Source organism: Lactobacillus sp. WILCCON 0149, from assembly GCF_057197965.1.
Genome location: NZ_JBUBHO010000001.1, coordinates 643,529 through 664,875, shown reverse-complemented (window position 1 = coordinate 664,875; position 21,347 = coordinate 643,529). Strand labels below are relative to the sequence as shown.

General features: G+C 48.8%; 11 protein-coding genes. 1 reads left to right on the top strand and 10 read right to left on the bottom strand.

What is annotated here, in order from left to right:
* The first annotated feature begins 109 nt into the window (after positions 1-109).
* Positions 110-1,510 (top strand): ATP-binding protein, encoded by a 1,401-nt coding sequence (locus ACYVUV_RS03195; protein ID WP_484498987.1) that lies wholly within the window; start codon positions 110-112, stop codon positions 1,508-1,510.
* A 96-nt stretch (positions 1,511-1,606) separates the two neighbouring features.
* Here the strand turns inward: ACYVUV_RS03195 and thrS are convergent, their stop codons facing one another.
* From thrS to ACYVUV_RS03145, 10 genes are all read right to left on the bottom strand, one after another.
* The gene (gene thrS / locus ACYVUV_RS03190) at positions 1,607-3,538 is read right to left on the bottom strand and encodes a threonine--tRNA ligase (RefSeq protein WP_439775441.1); all 1,932 of its coding nucleotides are present in this window, start codon (positions 3,536-3,538) and stop codon (positions 1,607-1,609) included.
* A 299-nt stretch (positions 3,539-3,837) separates the two neighbouring features.
* Positions 3,838-4,761 carry a primosomal protein DnaI gene (gene dnaI / locus ACYVUV_RS03185; RefSeq protein WP_439775440.1) on the bottom strand — a complete coding sequence of 308 codons (924 nt, stop codon included), beginning with the start codon at positions 4,759-4,761 and terminating at the stop codon, positions 3,838-3,840.
* Between the two features lie 10 nt (positions 4,762-4,771).
* The gene (locus ACYVUV_RS03180; protein ID WP_439775439.1) at positions 4,772-6,100 is read right to left on the bottom strand and encodes a DnaD domain protein; all 1,329 of its coding nucleotides are present in this window, start codon (positions 6,098-6,100) and stop codon (positions 4,772-4,774) included.
* A 3-nt stretch (positions 6,101-6,103) separates the two neighbouring features.
* Positions 6,104-6,571: a transcriptional regulator NrdR gene (gene nrdR, locus ACYVUV_RS03175; RefSeq protein WP_002879222.1), complete on the bottom strand. Its 468-nt coding sequence runs from the start codon at positions 6,569-6,571 to the stop codon at positions 6,104-6,106.
* Positions 6,572-6,584: 13 nt separating this feature from the next.
* A complete protein-coding gene (gene coaE, locus ACYVUV_RS03170) occupies positions 6,585-7,169 on the bottom strand; it encodes a dephospho-CoA kinase (RefSeq protein ID WP_439775438.1) in 585 nt (194 codons plus the stop codon).
* An 8-nt stretch (positions 7,170-7,177) separates the two neighbouring features.
* Entirely contained in the window at positions 7,178-7,999 is an 822-nt protein-coding gene (gene mutM, locus ACYVUV_RS03165; protein WP_439775437.1) for a DNA-formamidopyrimidine glycosylase, read from the bottom strand.
* Between the two features lie 10 nt (positions 8,000-8,009).
* Positions 8,010-10,673 (bottom strand): DNA polymerase I, encoded by a 2,664-nt coding sequence (gene polA / locus ACYVUV_RS03160; RefSeq protein ID WP_484498986.1) that lies wholly within the window; start codon positions 10,671-10,673, stop codon positions 8,010-8,012.
* A gap of 72 nt (positions 10,674-10,745) precedes the next feature.
* On the bottom strand, positions 10,746-12,131 hold the full coding sequence (locus tag ACYVUV_RS03155; protein WP_439774784.1) for a DHA2 family efflux MFS transporter permease subunit: 1,386 nt from the start codon (positions 12,129-12,131) through the stop codon (positions 10,746-10,748).
* A 10-nt stretch (positions 12,132-12,141) separates the two neighbouring features.
* Positions 12,142-12,558: a MarR family winged helix-turn-helix transcriptional regulator gene (locus tag ACYVUV_RS03150; RefSeq protein WP_484498985.1), complete on the bottom strand. Its 417-nt coding sequence runs from the start codon at positions 12,556-12,558 to the stop codon at positions 12,142-12,144.
* Positions 12,559-12,716: 158 nt separating this feature from the next.
* Positions 12,717-21,083 (bottom strand): mucin-binding protein, encoded by an 8,367-nt coding sequence (locus ACYVUV_RS03145; protein ID WP_484498984.1) that lies wholly within the window; start codon positions 21,081-21,083, stop codon positions 12,717-12,719.
* Positions 21,084-21,347: the final 264 nt, after the last annotated feature.

Sequence of the window (21,347 nt, the reverse complement as noted above, 5' to 3'; positions counted from 1 at the left end):
CTTGTATATACAAAAAACATCCCGCAATTAACAATATCGTAAACTTGTATATCGTAAACTTGTAAAGTATGATGTTGTAAAACATAGTATTGATAACGAGGTGATTCCAATGTTTATCGGCAGAAAGCAAGAGCTTTCAGCTTTGAATAAGCTCTATCAAGAAGACAGCTTTCAATTTGCGGTCATCTATGGTAGATATCGTATCGGGAAAACCAGCTTGATCAACCAATTTCTAAAAGGCAAGCGGGCTATCTATTTTACTGGCCTTGAAGAAAAATTCCAGGATAGTTTATCTCGTTTTTCTGACGCGATTCACGCCTACGAAGATCCCAGCTATCTGGATGGGCCGAATTTTTCCTCCTTTGAGCAGGCCTTCAAATATCTCGTTCATCTCTCTGAGAAAAATGACCGCTTGATCTTAGTCATTGATGAATTTCCTTACTTGGCGAAAGCTTATCCGCCAATCAGCTCAATGCTGCAATCCTACATCGACCACTATTTCAAACAGAACAAACTTTTTCTTATTCTCTGCGGCAGCTCCATGTCCTTCATGGAAAAGCAAGTGCTTGGCTACAAGAGTCCACTTTATGGCCGCAGAACTGCCCAGTTTAAGCTGAAGCCCTTCAGCCTGCATGATGCCGAAGAATTTTTCCCGCAGTTAAATAAGGAAGAAGTTTTTGAACTCAATGCCATCACCGGCGGAATTCCCCTCTACCTGTCACTGATGTCTCCAGAAAAATCCCTTAGAGACAATATCAAGGACAACTTTCTGACAACCAGCGCCATGCTCTATGCCGAACCCATGAGTCTGCTCAATCAAGAACTCCGCAAACCAGCAAGCTACAGCTCCATCATCAGCGCCATCGCGGCCGGGGCCAGCCGGCAGTCAGAGATCTCAACTAAAACTGGTATTGCCAGCGGCGCCCTTAGCCCTTACCTGGACAATTTGATCGACCTGGGCATTATCGAAAAACGGGTGCCGGTTACAGAAATTGATAAAGCCAGAAGCCGGAAGACCATCTATGCCATTAAGGATGGCATGTTCCGCTTCTGGTATACTTTCGTCGGCAAACGGGTCAGCTTTATCGAACGGGGGATTACCGAGCCAATTTTAGACTACATCATAAAGCAGCTCCCCCACTTCATGGGACCAGAATTTGAGAAACTCTCCCAAGAATACCTCTGGTCCAAGCTGTTTGATCCAGACCTGGTGCCAGAGCCTTTTGTCAACTTAGGCAACTGGTGGGGGCCTGATCCTAAGGAAAAGAAACAAGTTGAAATGGACATAGTCGGTTTCGATGACCAAAAGCTGAACGGCTACTTTGGCGAATGCAAGTGGAAAAGCGAACCGATCTCCGCTGATATCCTCGAAACCCTCATCTACCGGAGCAGCCTCTTCCCTACTCCTAAGAAAAATTACTACCTGTTCTCCAAGACCGGCTTTACTGATAAATGCCGCCAGCTTGCCCAACAAGTCGACTGCCACTTAATCAGCTTCGACATGATGTAAGCCCAAAAAAGAAGCACATACGCAAAAACATCCCGCCTCAGAGTTGAGACAGGATGTTTTTTATGTCAGAAAGGGTTCAATTTTATAAGGAAAGAATTAATCTTCGCGGGAGTAGTTTGCAACGTCCTTGCTCAGCTTGTCCATGAATTCAGCCAGTCTTTCGGAGTTTTGTTCTTCAGTCCCGTAAGGACGGACATTAACCGTGCCGGCGTTCATTTCATCATCCCCAAGCACCAGAGTGTAAGGTACCTTTTGGGTTTGTGATTCACGGATCTTGTAGCCCAGCTTTTCGTTTCTGAAGTCGATTTCAGCTCTGAAGCCCTTGGCTACCAGTTCATCGCGAACCTTCTTAGCGTAGTCTGAGTGAGCGTCCAGGTTAACTGGAATGATTTCAGCTTGAACAGGAGCCAGCCAAGTTGGGAAGGCACCCTTGTAGATTTCAGTCAAGTAAGCGATAAACCGTTCCATAGTGCCAACGATCCCGCGGTGGATCATAACCGGGCGGTGTTCTTCACCATCAGCGCCGACGTATGACAGTTCGAAGCGTTCTGGCAGCATGAAGTCCAGTTGGATGGTTGACATGGTTTCGTCGTTGCCCAAAGCAGTCTTGGTTTGGATGTCCAGCTTTGGACCGTAGAAGGCAGCTTCACCTTCAGCTTCAACGTAGTCCAGGCCCATGTCATCCATGGCTGCCTTCAGCATGCTTTGGCTTCTTTCCCACATTTCATCGTTGGCAAAGTACTTGTCAGTGTTCTTTGGATCCCGGTATGAAAGACGGAAGTAGTAGTCGTTGATGTCGAAGTCGTGGTAGACGTCCATGATGATTTGCAAAGTTCTGGCAAATTCTTCTTGCACTTGGTCCAGAGCTACAAAAGTGTGACCGTCGTTCAGAGTCATTTCCCGGACACGTTGCAGACCTGACAAGGCACCTGACTTTTCGTACCGGTGCATCATACCCAGTTCAGCAATCCGGATTGGCAGTTCCCGGTATGAGCGGATGTGGTGCTTGTAGATTTGGATGTGGGATGGGCAGTTCATTGGCCGCAATTCCAGCATTTCGCCTTCACCCATGTCCATTGGCGGGAACATGTCTTCCCGGTAGTGAGCCCAGTGGCCGGAAGTCTTGTAGGCGTCCAGGTTCATCAAAACTGGAGTGTAAACGTGTTGGTAGCCGGCTGCGACTTCCTTGTCCACGATGTAGCGTTCAATGATCCGGCGGATAGTAGCACCCTTTGGCATCCAGTATGGCAGACCTGCCCCAACCTTAGGGTCAACGAAGAAGAGGTCCAGGTCCCGGCCGATAGTCCGGTGGTCTCTTTCCTTGATTTCTGCCCGCCGCTTGAGGTCAGCTTCCAGGTCAGCTTCCTTGAAGAAGGCAGTCCCGAAGATTCTTTGCAGCATTGGGTTTGAGCTCTTGCCCTTCCAGTAGGCACCAGCTACTGACAAAAGCTTGAACTTCTTGATCTTGCCAGTGTTTGGCAAAAGGGCGCTAAAACCAAAGTCAACGAAGTCGCCAAGCTTGTAGGCGTCAACTAAGTCGCCTTCCTTAGCCAAAAGTTCGCTCTTGTATGGGTCGTCCTTGAAGGCTTCAGCCAGTTCGCTCTTAGCTACTTGAACGTGTTCAATGGCTTCGCCGTTCTTGATGGCCTTTTGCAGGGCCTTTTCCAAGTCTGGCAATTCAGTAACCTTGATTTGGTCTTCCTTGTCAGTTTCGATGAAGAAGCCGTCTTCTGAAATTTCAGCTTGGCCCAGCTTGATTTCCGGGTACTTGTCCTTAACCAGAGCTTCCAAAACAAAGGCAACAGTTGCCCGCAAGACGCTCAAGCCTTCAGCATCCTTGTTGGTCAAAATGGCAACTTCGTGGTCAGCGTCCAGCTGGAAGTCAAGGGGCTTGATTTCCCCGTCAACCTTGCCGGCAACGGCGTTCTTAGCCAGGGAAGTTGAGATGCTGGAAGCAAGGTCAGCAACGGAAACAGCTGCGTCAAATTCTTTCTTTGAGCCATCTGGCAGAGTCAAAGCAAAACTCATTGGTTTAAATCCTCCAAAAACAAAAAAGTCCCGAGCACAAATACATGCTCGGGACGATTAATCATCGTGGTTCCACCCAAAATTCAGGCCTAAAGCGGCCTCTCTTATTGGACTGATAACGGCGTCCAACCTTGTCATTTATCTTTTGGGGTCATAGAAGGTGGGGTTCCTCCCAAATGGGGGCTTTCAGAACGGGGCCCCTCTCTCTGAAGCGGGAGGAATCATGTCTTCTATTTACTTTTCGATTATACCCCCTTGCCCAAATAAGACAAGGCTTTTTTGCCACTTTTTTCAAAAAATTACTGCAGGCGGCGGTTGTTCCCAGAAACAACCACTTCTTTAGCCAAATAGCGTACTCTTTGCATCAGCCGGGCCGCCTTGACCGGGTCATCTGCATTCTTGGTCGCGCTAAAGTGGCTCTCAAGCGTATCCATGTCAAAGTTGGAGCTGAAGAAGGTCGGCAGGTCATTGTCCATCCGGGCCTGGAGAATCACGCCCAAAACGTCATCTCTTGACCAGGGACTGAGGGTCTCTGCGCCAATGTCGTCCAAAATCAAGACATCGCAAGCCGCCAGGCGCTGAATTTCAGCCTGCAGGCTGTTGTCGCCAAAGTGGCTGGACAGGCCCGCGATAAAGGTCGGCATGTGCAAAAAGATCACCTTAGCCCCCATTTCCGCTACCCGGTTGGCCAGGCCCGCTAAAATGTAGGTCTTCCCGACCCCAAAGTCCCCGCTTAAATAGAGACCCTTGGCGTGGGGATTGCTCTGGTAAGCCTGCAAAAAGGCCCCTACTTCAAACAAGGCCTGCTTGCGCTCAACTGCCACGTCCAAGTCTTCTAACTTGACCCGGCGCAATTTCTCCGGCAAGTCAATCAGCTCAATCCGCCGCTTGGCCGCTTCTTCTTTGTCCCGGCGCTGCTTAGCCTGGCTGGCCTGGTAGCGGATCCCGATCAAGGGCCCCTCCATGAAAAGCTCAGGCAAATAACCGCTGATCACCTTGTCGTGGCCGTCTTTTTGCTGGCAGTATTCATAGAGGCTGGCAAAGCTGGCGTCCACGCTCTCCTTGGTCAGCTGGTCCTGGTGGGCAGTAAGAAAAGCCCGGACGTCAGGGTCAGCGAAAACCTGCTTTTTCATCTTTTCAAATGATTCCGCCGAAAAATCCTGCCCGTTCTTGGCTGCCGCGGCCTTAGCAGCTTCACTCAACATGTCGCCAATTGCTCTCATCTAATCACCCTTACTTGTCTTTCTTGTCCGGCCCCTGCAGCATCTTCCGCAAGTCTTCATCTGAAATATTGACCGGCTGGACAAACTGCTTCTTGTTCCAGTCAGTCCCCTTTTCAAGCCGCCGGTTGCCCGCTGAGTAGTTCTTCTTTTGCCCTGCCTGGGCCTGCTTCTTTCCATCGCGCAGATGCTTGATGGCGGCTTCCGGGGTCGTGATTCCCTTTTGCAGCCAGTCGTTGGCGATCCTGTTGGCCAAATCCTGGGTCAAAACTGGCTGGTAGTTGAGGCAGGTGTAGACCAGAACATTGATCAAGCCATGGTTCAAGTGAATCTGTCTGTCCAGGTTGTTGACGATCTGCCGCTCTCTGGCCGTGGTAAAGCCGCCCTTCTCCAGCTTCATGTCATCCAAAAAATTAATCGGCGTCTTAGAGGTAACCAGGTCTAAAAGCTCCTGATCCTGCTGGTCCACGCTTGGCCGGTCCTGCTTTTCTTCCTGGCGCTTGATTACCTGCTTGCGGCGGTGGTCAGCCTTGTAGTTGTAGTTGAGGCTCTTTCTGATTGCCGCGGCATCCAGCTGGTAGCTGCCATGCAGGGTCGGCAGGGTTTCGTTGATAAACTCTTCCTCGCTTAAGCCGTAAAGCTCCATGATGGACCGGATTTCGTCTTTTTGCCGGTCGATCTCTCTTTCCGGGATCTGGTAAGTCGCGAAGCGGTCTTTCAAGTACTGCCAGTCGATCTGCTTTAAATTGACCTGGGCATCTTCAGTCTTTTGGCTGGCATTTTCCTCAGCTGCCTTTTGGACATCTTCTGAAGGATTGATGGCCTCATTTTCCGGCAGGCGGAAGACTTCAAAAAATGAAGCGGAAACTTCTTCTAGATTGTCCAGCTGCCGCTCCTTGACCTGGGCCTGCTTGGCAAATTCCCGGGAAAGCTGGCTGAAGCGGACACCGCCAACTTTTTCCTTTAAGAGGCTGGCTAACAGCGAAGTGTTGAAAAATTCACTGGCATCCGGCACGGCACGCAGCTTAAAAGCCAAAATATCCCCCAAGCGGAGATTGTGGCTAACATAGGTCTTCAAGAGCCCCACGGCTTCCAGTTTATGCAGGGCCTGCCAGAGCTGGCGGAGGCTGCAGTCCAGGTCTTCTTGCAGGCTGTACAGGGCACTTGAAGCAGACAAAGACCGGTAAGGATCAAAGTCCTGGACCAAGGTCTGGTAAAGGGCAACCCCTAAAGCCCCGATCAAGGGCTGGTAGAGCTTGATCAAGACCTGCACCTGGCCGGATTGGCCTGGCAGCTCATTTAAAACGACGTAGCGAAGACGCGGATTGGAATTCTCGTACATGGACTACTTGGCCTTGCTGTGCCGGTCCATCATGTCCTCCATGGTCTTCATGAAGCTGGACATATCAGTGAACTGGCGGTAGATGGAGGCAAAGCGGATGTAGGCCACGTCGTCGATGTCGGCTAATTGGTCCATGACTAATTCCCCGATTTCCTTGGAGTAGATCTCGCTGACTCCTTTAGCCCGGATCCGGTTTTCAACATTGTCGACCAGCTTGTTGAGCTGCTCGCTGGTTACCGGCCGCTTCTGGCAGGCAGCCGCCACCCCGTTCAGGATCTTTTCCCGGCTGAAAGCCTCTCTGGTGCCGTCGTTCTTGATCACCAAAAGTGGTGACTGTTCCACCCGTTCAAAAGTCGTAAAGCGGTAGCCGCAGTTTTCGCATTCTCGCCGCCGGCGGATGGTCCGCCCTTCGTCAGTCGGCCGGGAATCAATAACCCGGGAGGCGTTTTGATGGCAATTTGGACAAAGCATAGTGAAGCTCCTTTCACGCGATAGTTTTCAGCAGATTGCTCAATTTCTCTCTTAGTTCTTCTATTGTACCAGTATTTTCAAGCACATAGCTAGCCAACAGGCGTTTTTCCGCCAATGGCAGCTGGGCATTCATCCGCCTTTTGGCTTCTGCTTGGCTTAAATCGTCCCGCGCCATCAAACGCTCTAGTTCTACTTCTTCCGGCGCCGCGATCAAGAGAACCGCGTCAAAGTAATCCTGCCAGCCAGCTTCAAAGAGCAGGGGCACGTCGATGACGCAGACAGATGCCTGACTGTTCTTCATCCGCTTTTGAACTTCTTTTAAGACCTCGCCCTGGGTAATTTCCGACAATCTTTTCAAAGCCTCAGGATTGGCAAAGACATACTGGCCCAGCTTCTTCCGGTTTAAAGTCTTATCTTCATTGAAGAAGTCCGGCCCAAATTCTTCTAAGATCTTTTGCCAGGAGACCTGGCCAACTTCGGCCTGCTGGTGGGCAATGGCGTCGCTGTCGATAACCTGGCAGCCCATATCTTTTAATATCCGGCTGGCGGTCGACTTGCCTGTGGCAATCCCGCCGGTCAGTCCCAGATAAAAAGTCATCTGCTCCTTTACCTCTTTTGACAATGCAGGCAGTAGGTGGTTCCCCGCCCGCTTATCTTGATCTTGACAAAGTTTTCACCGCAGCGCGGGCATGGCTGCCCTTCCTTGCCGTAGACCTTGAGCCTTTCTTGATAGTGGCCGGCTTCTCCGTCAGCGTTTAAGAAGCTGTGGACGGTCGTGCCGCCGTATTTAGTAGCTTCTTCGATGGTTTCATTGATGGCTGTATAGAGCCGCTTGACCTGGTCCTCAGTTAATTCGTTGGCTGGGATCAAAGGATTGATCTGGCTTTGCCAGAGGACTTCATCAACATAAATGTTGCCCAGGCCTGCCACCAGGGTCTGGCCCATGAGCAGGGTCTTGATTCCCTGGCTCCTCTTCTTCAAGCCTTTTGCAAAATAGTCCAGGGTAAATTCTGGCGTATTTGCTTCAAGGCCTAAATTCTTCAAGCCCGTAATCTGGAATTCAGTTCCAGTTTCCACCAGCTGCATGCGGCCAAATTTGCGGACATCCGCGTAGCGGAGAGCACTTCCGTCAGTAAAGGCAAACTGCATGTGCTCATGCTTGTCTACTGGTGCATCCCAGGTCGTTAAGTGGTACTTGCCTTCCATCCGCAAATGGGAAACGACAGTCAAGTCGCCTAAACGGAAGAGCAGGAATTTGGCATAGCGGTCAACAGCCGTAAAGGTCTTGCCCTTTAACTCCTTTTTAAAAGCTTCCGGGTCGCCGGTGATGACCTTGTCATACCAAATATCGACATGGTCGATCGTCTTGCCCACGACCAAGGGCCGCAGGGTCCGGCGGACCGTTTCAACTTCAGGCATTTCTGGCATTTTTTACCTCCTACTTTGCTTCATACCAGTCATGGCCCCAGCCGGCGTCAGCGACCAAAGGCACGTCCAACTTAACGGCTGACTGCATGACTAACGGGACAATCTTCTGGATCGTTTCTAATTCATCCGCTGGCACGTCAAAAATCAATTCGTCGTGGACCTGGACAACCATCTTGGTTTTTAACCCTAGTTCATCCAGCTTCTTTTGCATGTTGATCATGGCAATCTTCATGATGTCGGCAGCTGACCCTTGGATTGGGGAGTTGATGGCTGTTCTTTCCGCGAAAGAGCGGACATTGAAGTTCTTGGCGTGGATATCTGGCAGATAGCGGCGGCGGTGCATGATGGTTTCCGCGTAGCCCTTTTCTCTGGCGTCTTTAACGGCCCGGTCCATGTAGGCCTGGATGCCTGGGTACTGGTCAAAGTATTCGTCGATGAATTCCTTGGCCTGCTTGCGGGAGATGTCCAGGTTCTTGGAAAGGCCGTAGTCAGAGATCCCGTAGACGATCCCGAAGTTGACAGCCTTGGCCCGCCGTCTTTGGAGCGGCGTTACTTCGTCAACGCTCTTTAAGTGGAAGATCTTCATGGCCGTGTGGGCGTGAATGTCGTAGCCGGTCTTGAAGGCTTCCTGCATGTTCGGGTCTTCTGAAACATGGGCCAGGACCCGGAGCTCGATTTGGGAATAGTCGCAGGAATAGATATAGCCATCCGGACTTGATGGGACAAAGGCCTTTCTGATCTGCTTGCCTTCTTCCGTTCTGGTTGGGATGTTTTGCAGGTTAGGGTCAACTGAAGACAGGCGGCCAGTTGCCGTCAGAGTCTGCAGGTAGCGGGTGTGGATGCGGCCGTCACGCTCATCGATGACGTCTAAGAGGCCCTTGACGTAGGTAGACTGGATCTTAGAAATCTGCCGGTATTCCAGGATGTCGCTGACGACTGGGCTTTGTTCTTTTAATTGGTTCAAGACTTCAACTGAAGTGGAGTAGCCGGTCTTGGTCTTCTTGATGACTGGCAGGCCCAGTTTTTCGAAAAGGATGACGCCCAGCTGCTTTGGTGAATTCAAGTTGAATTCTTCCCCGGCTTCCTTGTAGATTTTTTCTTCCAGGTCCTTTAAACGGACAGCAAAGTCGTTTTCCAGTTCCTTTAAGCGAGAAGGCTGGACCTTGATCCCGTTCATTTCCATCTTGGCCAAAACGCGAGCCGTTGGCAATTCGATCGAGTCGTAGAGGTCGTCTTGCTCGTGCTCTTTCAGCTTGCTTAAAAGACTGTCCTTTAAAGCCGCGATAGCCGCGGTCTTGCCGGCCAGGTGGTTGAAAAAGACTGAATCATCTGCTGGAATCGTAGCATTCTTCCCCTTCCCGTAGACTTCCAGGTCGGTCTTTAAATCATAGTAGTCGTAGCCTTGGACCAGTTCACCCAGGTCGTTGGAATTTTTCTCATTGTCAACCAGGTAAGAAGCTAAAAGCAGGTCAAAGGTCAAAGATTCAGCCTTGATCCCCAGCCGGTAGAGGCCGTAAGTGGTCCGCTTCAAGTCAAAGACATTCTTTTGGACGGCAGGATCTTCCAGCATTTCCTTCAAGGGGCTTTCCTGCAACAAGGTAACTTCCCGGCTGACGAAAGTTTCCTCGCCAATTCTCAAGGCAAAGCCGGCGAAGTCGGCCAGGTGGTAGTTGTCGCCAAACATGGCCAGGTAGAAAGTGACTTCAGCAGCCTTTGGCAGCTGGTCTAAATTGTCAGCAGTGAGAACGATGTAGTCCTGCTTTTTGACTTCCGTCTTGCTTTCAGTCAATTCCCCTTTTTGGGCTAAGTCAGCCAAAAAGCGACGGAAGTTCATCTTTTCATAGAAGCGGCGGAGGTCGTCGATATTGCTGCCTTGATATTCAAGATCAGCAAGGGTCACTTCTACTGGACTGTCGCAGTTGATGGTGGCTAATTTTTTACCCAAAAGGGCATTGTCCTTGCCGGCGATCAGGTTTTCCTTCAACTTGGACTTCTTCATTTCGTCAACGTGGTCATACAGATTTTCCACGCTGCCGTATTCTTGGATAAGCTTAGAAGCAGTCTTCGGGCCAACCTTGGCCACGCCTGGGTAGTTGTCAGACGGGTCACCCATCAAAGCCTTCATATCGATGAATTCGGTCGGCGTCACCCCATTGACTTCTTTCATATGGTCTGGGGTAAAAGCTTCCAGCTTGGTTACCCCGGACTTGGTCACGTAGACGGTCACGTGGTCGCTTGCCAATTGGGTCAAGTCCTTGTCTCCGGAAACAACGGCCACTTCATAGCCGGCTTCGGCCCCTTTTTTAGCCATGGTACCAATAATGTCGTCGGCTTCGTAGTTGACCAGTTCGTAGCTCTTGATCCCCATGTCCTTGAGCATCTCGCGCAGGTAAGGCAGCTGCTCAGAAAGTTCTGCCGGGGTCTTGTCCCGGCCGCCCTTATAGTCTTTGTACATGGCGGTTCTGAAGGTGGTCTTACCAGCGTCAAAGGCCACCAGAATATGGCTTGGATCTTCCTGCTTCAAGACCACGTCCAGCATGTTTTTAAAGGCATAAAGGGCGTTGGTGTGGAGGCCTTCTGGATTTTTAAACTTGTCTAATTGCTGGTACATGGCGAAAAAGGCCCGGAAGGCCACGGAATTGCCATCGATTAAAAGTAACTTCTTCTTGTTCATTGTCATTCCTTGCAAAATAAAAACTGTCAAAATACCTATCTAGTATTTTAACAGTTTTTGCTAGTTCGTTAATTATTTAGACCCGCCTTCTGTTTTCACGTTCTTGTAGAACATGAGCCAAAGGAAGATCACGATCGCAGCCAGGAAAATAAAGGCGTGCTGGGTGCCGATTGCCGTCGGGAGAGCGCCTTTTGACCCGTACTGGGATTGGCTTAAGGCCACGATGGCTGAAGTCAAAGAAGTCCCGATAGCGCCGGCAAATTGCTGGATGGTGTTCAAGAAGGCATTACCCTGGGCTGACTGGCTCGGCTTCAAGCTGGCCAGGCCGTTAGTCATGATTGAGCCGACGGTCATGCCCATCCCGGCCATATAGATGATGTAGACCAGGGAGATTACAAGATTGGACATGTGCTGGGACAAGCAGGCAAAAGCAATTAGTTCAACTGCCATCATGCTGACACCAGTCATCATTGGCATTCTGGCCCCTTTAGCGTCGTAGAGACGGCCGCCGACCACGCTCATGGCCGCTCCGATGATGCCAGCTGGCATGGTGACCAGGCCGGCCAGAGTTGCCGTTCCCCCATTGACCAGCTGGACATAGTTGGGCAAAAGAAAGGCATTGCCCAGAGAACAGAGCTGCATTAAGAGGAAGCCCAGCAAGTGCACGCTGAAGGACTTGTTCTTGAGGATTTCAAAGTGCAGGATTGGCTGATCCAATTTTTTCGACCGGCCCAGCAAAAAGCCCAAAGAGCAGAGACCGATAAAGATTGGGAACAGGTTGGTCAGCAATTTGCCAGAGGAAAGGTTGCTGAAGCCATAAATGACGCCGGCAAAAAGGACAGCGATAAATATAATGCTCAAGAAGTCCGGCTTGATCTTGACGATCTTGGACTTCTGCTGGATGCCGTAAAGGCCTAAAAAGAGAGACAAGATGATCAAAGGCATTAAGAAAAAGAAGACATAGCGCCAGCCCAAAGTGTTGATGATCAAACCACCGAAAGTTGGCCCAAGAGCAGGAGCAACACCCGTGATCAAGTTGCCAAAGCCCATCATGATGCCAATTTTTTCAGCTGGCACCTGCTCAAGGATGATATTGAACATCAAAGGCAAGGCAATCCCGGTGCCCAGACCTTGAATGGCCCGGCCCAGGAGCAGAATCGCGAAATTTGGCGCTAAGGCGTCCAGCAAGAGGCCAAAGAAAAAGAGCAAGTTGGCTGAAACAAAGAGCTGCTTGGTCTTAAAAGAACTTTTCAAAACAGCAGAAAGCGGCACGATAACGGAGATGACCAAGAGGTAAATCGAGGTCATCCACTGAACTGTATTAGTGGCCAGGCCAAACTGTTTCATCAAGGTTGGAAAGGCAACGTTCATTGCCGTTTCCACCAGGACGCCGCTAAAGGACATCAGTCCTGTTGCCACAATGGCCGCGTAGACTTTTTTAGGAATTTTTGAATTCATGTGTAAACTGTTACCCCTCTTCTGCAATGTATTTTAAAAGCTTTCTGACGGTAGCTAATTCTTCCTTGCTGAACTGCTGGAGGAGTTCAAGATCATCGTCTTTGATTTCTTCACGGATCTGCGGGATGAGCTCATTAGCTTCACTCGTCAGCTGCACCAGTTTTTGCCTTTTATCATTGGGATCTGGCAGGCGCCTAATTAAGCCCCGCTTTTCCAGGCGCTGCAGCATGATGGTCGTGGTCGAGCGCTGGATGGCAAATTCCTCGTCCAAAGCATGCTGGTTAGCTGTTTGGCCTGCTTGCTGGCTTAGAAAATCCAGCACTGCCATCTGTTCACGCGTCAAGCGCTCCTTTCTGGCAAATGGGCCGGAATGCTGGTCGATGCTTTTGGCCGCCCGTTTGATCCATTTACGGATTGGTTCTTCCACCTGTGTCCTCCTTTTGTTAGACATCTAGCGATTATTATAGTCGGTCTTTTGTTAGATGTCTAGCATTTTAAAAAAGAAACAGCGCCAAGGCTGGGGGACCTTGGCGCTGCTCGCGTGCTTAGAAGAGAAATTTAATTAAGCTGAATTTATGTTATGGATTAATGCTTGCGCTTCTTGCCGCCCAGGAGGCCGAAGAGTGAAGTCAGGGTTACCAGGCCCAGACCTAAGGCACTAAGCAGGCTGGCCTTTTCTTCATCGGCGCCGGTTTGCGGCAGCTGGCTGGCAGTTGCAGTCTTGCCTTGGTTAGGAGTCTGCTTGCCAGTAAGTGTGGTTTGCTTTGGACTTGCCGGAGTAGTAGTTGGGTTTACCGGAGTCGGGTTGTTTTGGCCTGATGGGATTGCAGGCTTTTGTGGTTGACTCGGAACCTCTGGCTTGTCCGGAGTAGTTGGAGTTTCTGGAGTTGAAGGAGTTTCCGGAGTGGTCTTCTTAGTGTAAGGTACTGGAGTATCCTTAGTCGGATCTTCCGGAGTCACGTTTGGAACGTCAGTAGTCCAGCCAGGAACTTCTGGGGTTGGTTCATTTGGCAGAACCTTAGTTGGATCAGTTGGGTCATTCTTGTAGCTTGGCGTGTCGGCACCTGGGATTGGAGTACCGTTTTCGTCTACAGGGATGATCTTGCCGATCTTCTTGTAAGTGAAGACAGCAGTCTTGTTGCCGTCAGTGAAAGTACCAGTCGTGTCAGTAGTCTTAACCAGTACGTAGCCTTCTACAACCTTAGCGTCCTTAGTTACGTCGTAAGAATCACCAGTCTTGTAGTCAGTACCCTTGTTTACGCTTGGCTGCAGTTCGTTGCCATCTTCGTCAACAAACTTCTCAGTCAGGCCGTACTTAGCTGCTGGAGTTTCTGGAGTTGAAGGAGTTTCCGGAGTGGTCTTCTTAGTGTAAGGAACTGGAGTATCCTTAGTCGGATCTTCCGGAGTCACGTTTGGAACGTCGGTAGTCCAGCCTGGTACTTCTGGAGTTGGTTCGTTTGGAACCACCTTGCTTGGGTCGTCTGGGTCGTTCTTGTAGCTTGGAGTGTCCGCGCCTGGGATTTCGTTGCCGTTAGGGTCAACTGGAACAATCTTGCCGACCTTCTTGTAAGTGAAGACTGCGGTCTTATCGCTGTCACTGAAAGTGCCAGTCGTGTCAGTAGTCTTAACCAGAACGTAGCCAGTGATTACCTTGGCGTCGCTAGTCACGTCGTAGCTGTCGCCTGACTTGTAGTCAGTGCCCTTGTTCACGCTTGGCAGCAGTTCGTTGCCGTCTTCGTCAACAAACTTTTCAGTCAGGCCGTACTTAGCTGCTGGAGTTTCTGGGGTTGAAGGAGTTTCCGGAGTGGTCTTCTTAGTGTAAGGAACTGGAGTGTCCTTAGTTGGGTCTTCCGGAGTTACGTTTGGAACGTCAGTGGTCCAGCTTGGTACTTCTGGAGTTGGTTCGTTTGGAACCACCTTGCTTGGGTCGTCTGGATCGTTCTTGTAGCTTGGAGTGTCCGCGCCTGGAATTTCGTTGCCGTTAGGGTCAACTGGAACAATCTTGCCGACCTTCTTGTAAGTGAAGACAGCAGTCTTGTCACTGTCAGTGAAAGTACCAGTCGTGTCAGTAGTCTTAACCAGTACGTAGCCTTCTACAACCTTAGCATCCTTAGTTACGTCGTAGGAGTCACCAGTCTTGTAGTCAGTACCCTTGTTCACGCTTGGCAGCAGTTCGTTGCCGTCTTCGTCAACAAACTTCTCAGTCAGACCGTACTTAACTTCTGGAGTTTCGTTCTTAGTGTAAGGTACTGGAGTGTCCTTGCCTGGCTGTGCTGGAGTTACAGGACTTGGGTCTACTGGGGTGTAGCCTGGAACATCTGGAATTGGTTCGTTCGGAACTACCTTAGTTGGATCATTAGGGTCCGTTGGGTAAGTTGGGGTGTCTGCACCTGGAATTGGAGTACCGTTTGGATCTACTGGAACGATCTTACCGTTTGGTGAGTAAGTTACAGTTTCTTCAACGTCTGGGTTGTCAACAGTTGCAGTCAGACCACCTGCTACCTTCTTGTCTGCATGGTAGCCGTCGACTACTGGAGTGTCTTCAGTACCAAAAGTCTTAGTACCTGTCCAGCCAGTAGTCTTGACAACTTCACCAGTTACCTTGTCGATCGTGTCAGTCTTGCTGAAGGCATCCTTCTGAGTTTGAACCTTGTCAGCTGGAGTGTCATCGCCCGCACCTACGTAGTGGATAGTTTGGGTTGCATCCTTGTAGCTGGTAGTTTCTTCAGTTGCGTGCTTCAGGTGAACAACGAAGTCGTTGCCTTCCTTAGCGTAAACCTGGCTGCCGTCAGTGAAGTCGTTTGATACGAGTTCGTAGCCTTGGTCTTCGTAGCTCTTGATCTTGCCTTCAGTAGTGTAGTTAATCTTTGAGCCTACAGTCCCCTTCTCAAGATCTTCGCTGCTCAGAGTCTTGCCAGTAGTGTCGTCAACGTACTTGATAGTACCAGTTACCACTTGGTTGTAAGGTACTGGAGTATCTTCACCTGGGTTAGATGGAGTTACAGGACTTGGGTCCACTGGGGTGTAGCCTGGAACTTCTGGAATTGGTTCGTTTGGAACTACCTTAGTTGGATCGTTAGGGTCCGTTGGGTAAGTTGGCGTGTCTGCACCTGGGATTGGAGTACCGTTAGGGTCAACTGGAACAAGCTTGCCGTTTGGTGAGTAAGTTACAGTTTCTTCTACGTTAGGGTTGTCTGGAGTTGCTTTCAAACCACCTGCTACCTTCTTGTCTGCATGGTAGCCGTCGACTACTGGAGTGTCTTCAGTACCAAAAGTCTTAGTACCAGTCCAGCCAGTAGTCTTGACAACTTCACCAGTTACCTTATCGATCGTATCAGTCTTGCTGAAGGCATCCTTCTGAGTTTGAACCTTGTCAGCTGGAGTGTCATCGCCCGCACCTACGTAGTGGATAGTTTGGGTTGCATCCTTGTAGCTGGTAGTTTCTTCAGTTGCGTGCTTCAGGTGAACAACGAAGTCGTTGCCTTCCTTAGCGTAGACCTGCTTGCCATCAGTAAAGTCATTTGATACGAGTTCGTAGCCTTGGTCTTCGTAGCTCTTGATCTTGTCAGCAGTAGTGTAGTTGATAGTTGAGCCTACAGTACCCTTCTCAAGATCTTCGCTGCTCAGAGTCTTGCCAGTAGTGTCGTCAACGTACTTGATAGTACCAGTTACGACTTGGTTGTAGACAACTGGAGTGTCCTTGCCTGGATCTGCTGGAGTTACAGGACTTGGATCTACCGGAGTGTAGCCTGGAACATCTGGAATTGGTTCGTTTGGAACTACCTTAGTCGGATCGTTAGGGTCCGTTGGGTAAGTTGGGGTGTCTGCACCTGGAATTGGAGTACCGTTTGGATCTACTGGAACGATCTTACCGTTTGGTGAGTAAGTTACAGTTTCTTCAACGTCTGGGTTGTCAACAGTTGCAGTCAGACCACCTGCTACCTTCTTGTCTGCATGGTAGCCGTCGACTACTGGAGTGTCTTCAGTACCAAAAGTCTTAGTACCTGTCCAGCCAGTAGTCTTGACAACTTCACCAGTTACCTTGTCGATCGTGTCAGTCTTGCTGAAGGCATCCTTCTGAGTTTGAACCTTGTCAGCTGGAGTGTCATCGCCCGCACCTACGTAGTGGATAGTTTGGGTTGCATCCTTGTAGCTGGTAGTTTCTTCAGTTGCGTGCTTCAGGTGAACAACGAAGTCGTTGCCTTCCTTAGCGTAGACCTGCTTGCCATCAGTAAAGTCATTTGATACGAGTTCGTAGCCTTGGTCTTCGTAGCTCTTGATCTTGTCAGCAGTAGTGTAGTTGATAGTTGAGCCTACAGTACCCTTCTCAAGATCTTCGCTGCTCAGAGTCTTGCCAGTAGTGTCGTCAACGTACTTGATAGTACCAGTTACCACTTGGTTGTAGACAACTGGAGTGTCCTTGCCTGGATCTGCTGGAGTGACAGGGCTTGGATCTACTGGAGTGTAGTTTGGAACATCTGGAATTGGTTCGTTCGGAACTACCTTAGTTGGATCGTTAGGGTCCGTTGGGTAAGTTGGCGTGTCTGCACCTGGAATTGGAGTACCGTTAGGGTCAACTGGAACGATCTTACCGTTTGGTGAGTAAGTTACAGTTTCTTCAACGTCTGGGTTGTCGACAGTTGCAGTCAGACCACCTGCCGTCTTCTTGTCAGCGTGGTAGCCGTCGACTACTGGAGTGTCGACAGTGTTGAAGGTCTTTTCGCCAGTCCAGTCAGTGTATGACAGAACCTTACCAGTTACCTTATCGATAGTAACAGTCCGAGTGAAGGCATCCTTCTGAGTCACAACGTTGTCAGCTGGAGTCTTGTCACCTGCGCCTACGTAGTGAATAGTTTGACTTGCATCCTTAACCAGGTTCTTCCGGTCAGTTTCTTCACCGTAAACTGGGCTGTTAGGGTCGTTAGGGTTGATCGGTTCGCCTGGAGTTACAGGGTTCGGATCATTTGGAGTGATGGTTTGAGTCTTGTGCTTCAGGTGAACAACAAAGTCGTTGCCATCCTTTTCGTACACTTGGCTACCATCAGTGAAGTCGTTTGAAACGAGTTCATAGCCTTGATCTTCGTAGCTCTTGATCTTATCAGCAGTAGTGTAGTTGATAGTTGAACCAACCTTGCCAGTTGGCAGAGTGTCGCTGTCAAGTTCTACACCAGTAGTGTCATCGATGTACTTGATAGTACCTGACACTTGGTTGTTGCTGTAAGTTACAGTAACAGTGGTGTCGCCTTGGCCTGGAGTAACTACCAGTGATGAAACGTTTGAAATGTCAACCTTGTCGTAACCTACTGAACTTGGATCTGCTGACTTAACTGCTTCCAAAGTCTTAGAAGTTGGAAGCCATGCACGATCTGCACTTTCAGTGTCGACCTTGCCATCGTTGTTAGTGTCGTAACCAAGGATCTTGCCAGTTACCTTGTCAACGATTGCAGTCCGAGTGAATTCCGCAGTTTGTTCGTATGAGCTAGTGCCATCTGGTGAACCGTTAACTGCGTTGCCGTCTTCGTCAACGTAGTTGATGGTCCGCTTAACAGTTGAAGTCAAGTCATCCTTTGACACGCCATCTGGGTAGTTTACGTCACCCTTAGGATTGATTGGTTTGCCTGGAGTCTTTGGATCAGTTGGAGTTACTGGAGTAGTCTGGTGACCGTAGTATACAGTCACTACAGTGTCAGTAGTTGAACCGTCAACAGTTTCAGCCGCTACAGTTTCCTTGTCTGGAGCAGTGTAGCCGTAGTCTGACAGGTCTGCTGACTTTTGTTCAGTCCAAGTCTGATCTGCCACCTTCCAGCTGTCATCAAGAGTGTAGCTCTTGCCATCTTCTGATACGGTACCGTAACCGATCTTGTTGCCCTTGTTGTCGTAAATTACTGAACGAGTCAACTTAGCAGTTTGAGTTACTGAAGGTTCAAGTTCTGAAGGAATTGCTTCGCCAGTTACTGAGTCAACGTAGTTGATAGTTCTAGTAACGGTCTTAGTTTCTTCGTCCTTGAGAGTGTAAGTCGTCTTGCTGTAAGTTACAGTGACAGTAGTATCAGCTTGGCCTGGAGTTACTACCAGTGATGAAACGTTTGAAATATCAACCTTGTCGTAACCTACTGAGCTTGGGTCTGCTGACTTAACTGCTTCCAAAGTCTTTTCGGTTGGAAGCCATGCACGATCTGCACTTTCAGTGTCAACCTTGCCATCGTTGTTAGTGTCGTAACCAAGGATCTTGCCAGTTACCTTGTCAACGATTGCAGTCCGAGTGAATTCAGCAGTTTGTTCGTATGAGCTAGTGCCATCTGGTGAACCGTTAACCGCATTGCCGTCTTCGTCAACGTAGTTGATGGTCCGCTTAACAGTTGAAGTCAAGTCATCCTTTGACACGCCATCTGGGTAGTTTACGTCCCCCTTAGGATTGATTGGTTTGCCTGGAGTCTTTGGATCAGTTGGAGTTACTGGCGTGGTTTGGTGGCCGTAGTATACCTTTTCCGTTACATCGGTGGTATTGCCGTCAACAGTTACCGCTGCAACTGAAGCTCTATCTGGTGCAGTGTAGCCATATTCTGACAGATCTGCAGAGTCCTGTTGAGTCCAAGTTTGTGCATCAACATTCCAACTATCGTTAATCGTGTAACTTGAGCTATCAGCTGAGATAGTACCGTAGCCAACAAAGTTGTTTTGGTCATCGTAGATCTTGTTACGGTTCAGCGTTGCGGTTTGAGTAACCGTTGATTCCAAGTTAGAAGGAATTGGTTCACCAGTTACGCTGTCGTAGTATTCGATCGTCCGAGTTACGTTCTTAGTTTCAGCTTCAGTGTGGTAAGTTACCAATTCGTAAACGTAGTAAACGTCATTAACAGTGTTGGAACTAATACGACCAGTTTCGTCAGATGGAGTTACGTTGTAAGTGTAACCATTGACTTCTGTCGTACCAGCGGTTCCCTTAGACTTGTCACTCATAACGTAACGGTAAGTCTTACCGTTAACAGTGATGGTTTCTGGCTTGTAAGTTGAGCCAGATACGTCATAAGTAGTGTTGTTGCTTGAGTTTTCGTAAGCAGTTACTGGTGATTGAATTACAGTGCCATCACTGGTTACATAGTTAACGCGAACTTGGCCTTGTGGAGCGTAGTAGTAGTCAACTGGCTTTTGACCTTCTGGGTTAATGTTAAGCAATAACCAGTTAAATACGTACTTGCCCACCATTTGCTCATCGGTAAAACCAGCAGCCTTAGCTATCTCGTCTGTAATAACGAACGCTCCCTTTTCGTGAGAACCATTATAATTTGCAAGATTATTACCAGTAGTAGACCATTCACCAGGCTTCAGCTCTTCACTAGTAAAGACAACCTTCCAAACATCAGGATTATTAATATCATCAAGGCTCGCACCATTTAGAGCCATGCGAATACTGATAATGCTACTACCGTCAGTACTCGTGATCAAACTCGTCCGAACCATTTGAATGTAATTTGAATACTTTCTTGGGGTAGGAACTAAAAGATCACCGACTGTATAGCTACGCTTTAAAGTGCTAGTTGTTTCGGAAGGGACGGATACCAAGTCATAACCAACGAAATCACGCAGACCTGACGCGGTATAGATTGAACCCGGTCTACCGGTTTCATCGTATGTTGCTAATACAGTTTCGTTACCGGCAGCGTCCTTTGCAATGTAGCGTGTTTCAATAGTACTTGCATCCGGATAATTGAAACTGATAGAGGTCCCAGAAGTTTGATTATCGCTGTCTGCTTGATATACAGCCGTAGAGTACATTGGACCATTATTAGCATCAATTGGGCTGGCATCAAATTTAATAGCCTTTGTAGTTACACCATTGACAACATTTTCTGCATATGAGTATTGGAACGGATTACCGTTTGTAGAATTTAATGCATCAATGGTCTTGTTTAAATCACCCGGCTTGGCTGAGCTTTCCCAAAGAACTGTGTCTTGATCTGCATCAACCAATTGAATATAAACAGTGTCGTCATATACTCCGTTAGTAGCTTGAGCTGCTGTTGATACCCGGATATAGTAATTTGTTCCATACGTTTGGTTATAACTGGTAAGACCACTAGTATCGATTGGCCCTAAGCTGAGAATCCCAAAAGTGTAACGCCCTTCAGTTGGATCAGCCTTGTAGCCGGATGGAATCTTTGAACTATCCTGTTTAAGACTTGCTCCATTAGCGTCGCTCATCTCAGGGGAAACATCGCTGTCAGTTAAGCCTTTGGCCTTAGCTTCGTCAGTAAGCTTGCCTTCTGCAGACGCAGCATCATCAGTAGTAGTGGAGGTACTTGCAGTAGTAGTTGAAGCGTCCGTAGTTGCTGCAGTAGCAGTAGCCTTTAACGAGGTAGTTGCTTCTGAAGTTGAGTCAGAAGTTGCTGAACTAGCTGACTGATCTGCACTGGAGTCACTAGTTGCAGTTTCAGTCTTATTTTCACTGTTCGTAGATTCAGTGGATGCAGTCTTAGCCGTGTCAGTTGCTGAATCAGTAGTAGTGGATTCACTTTTACTGTCACTAGTTTCTGAAGTAGTGCTTTCAGTTTTAGTATCTGAACTGTCAGTTGCAGTTGACTTGTCGCTTGAGTCAGTGCTTTCTGAGCTGGTAGTCGCAGTGCTGTCACTAGTACTTGAACTGTCAGTAGTAGCAGTCGTTGAAGCAGTATCAGTTGCTTCTGAGTTCTTAGTATCAGTACTTTCTGAGCTGGCAGTAGTGCTAGTTGCATCCCCTGACGTGCTCGTATTTTCACTGCTCGTAGTAGCAGCCGCAGTTACAGCAGTTTCAGCTGGAGTAGTAGTATCCGCTGAAACAGTACCCCCAGTAGTCAGCATGAATGACACACCAATTAAGGCTGATGCCAAACCGAAACTGTATTTTCTAAAACCAAAACGCTGCTTTTGTTCAAGCTTGCGTTCTTGAAGTTTCCGGTTGTTCTTGGACAACATATTTCTTCCTCTTTCTGTTTGAATTTCTCTTCTAAGCTATAGTCTAAGTTTGATTTAAGTCTATAGTCTTATAACCTGCTAAATATCATAACACAACATAAACCATTTTTTAACACTATGATTATACTAATTTACTTACCCCACCTCTTATTTACGCAACCGTTTACACTCTTGCTGTGCCGCTATTTGCGCCACCAAAATCCACTTTTCTCCCTATAGAGAAACTATAATATCGTAACCTTTTGCTAATAAAATAAGGGATCT

Coding starts and splice junctions, on each gene's coding strand:
- ACYVUV_RS03195 (WP_484498987.1), top strand. CDS start 110: ATGTTTATCGGCAGAAAGCAAGAGCTTTCAGCTTTGAATAAGCTCTAT.
- thrS (WP_439775441.1), bottom strand. CDS start 3,538: ATGAGTTTTGCTTTGACTCTGCCAGATGGCTCAAAGAAAGAATTTGAC.
- dnaI (WP_439775440.1), bottom strand. CDS start 4,761: ATGAGAGCAATTGGCGACATGTTGAGTGAAGCTGCTAAGGCCGCGGCA.
- ACYVUV_RS03180 (WP_439775439.1), bottom strand. CDS start 6,100: ATGTACGAGAATTCCAATCCGCGTCTTCGCTACGTCGTTTTAAATGAG.
- nrdR (WP_002879222.1), bottom strand. CDS start 6,571: ATGCTTTGTCCAAATTGCCATCAAAACGCCTCCCGGGTTATTGATTCC.
- coaE (WP_439775438.1), bottom strand. CDS start 7,169: ATGACTTTTTATCTGGGACTGACCGGCGGGATTGCCACAGGCAAGTCG.
- mutM (WP_439775437.1), bottom strand. CDS start 7,999: ATGCCAGAAATGCCTGAAGTTGAAACGGTCCGCCGGACCCTGCGGCCC.
- polA (WP_484498986.1), bottom strand. CDS start 10,673: ATGAACAAGAAGAAGTTACTTTTAATCGATGGCAATTCCGTGGCCTTC.
- ACYVUV_RS03155 (WP_439774784.1), bottom strand. CDS start 12,131: ATGAATTCAAAAATTCCTAAAAAAGTCTACGCGGCCATTGTGGCAACA.
- ACYVUV_RS03145 (WP_484498984.1), bottom strand. CDS start 21,083: ATGTTGTCCAAGAACAACCGGAAACTTCAAGAACGCAAGCTTGAACAA.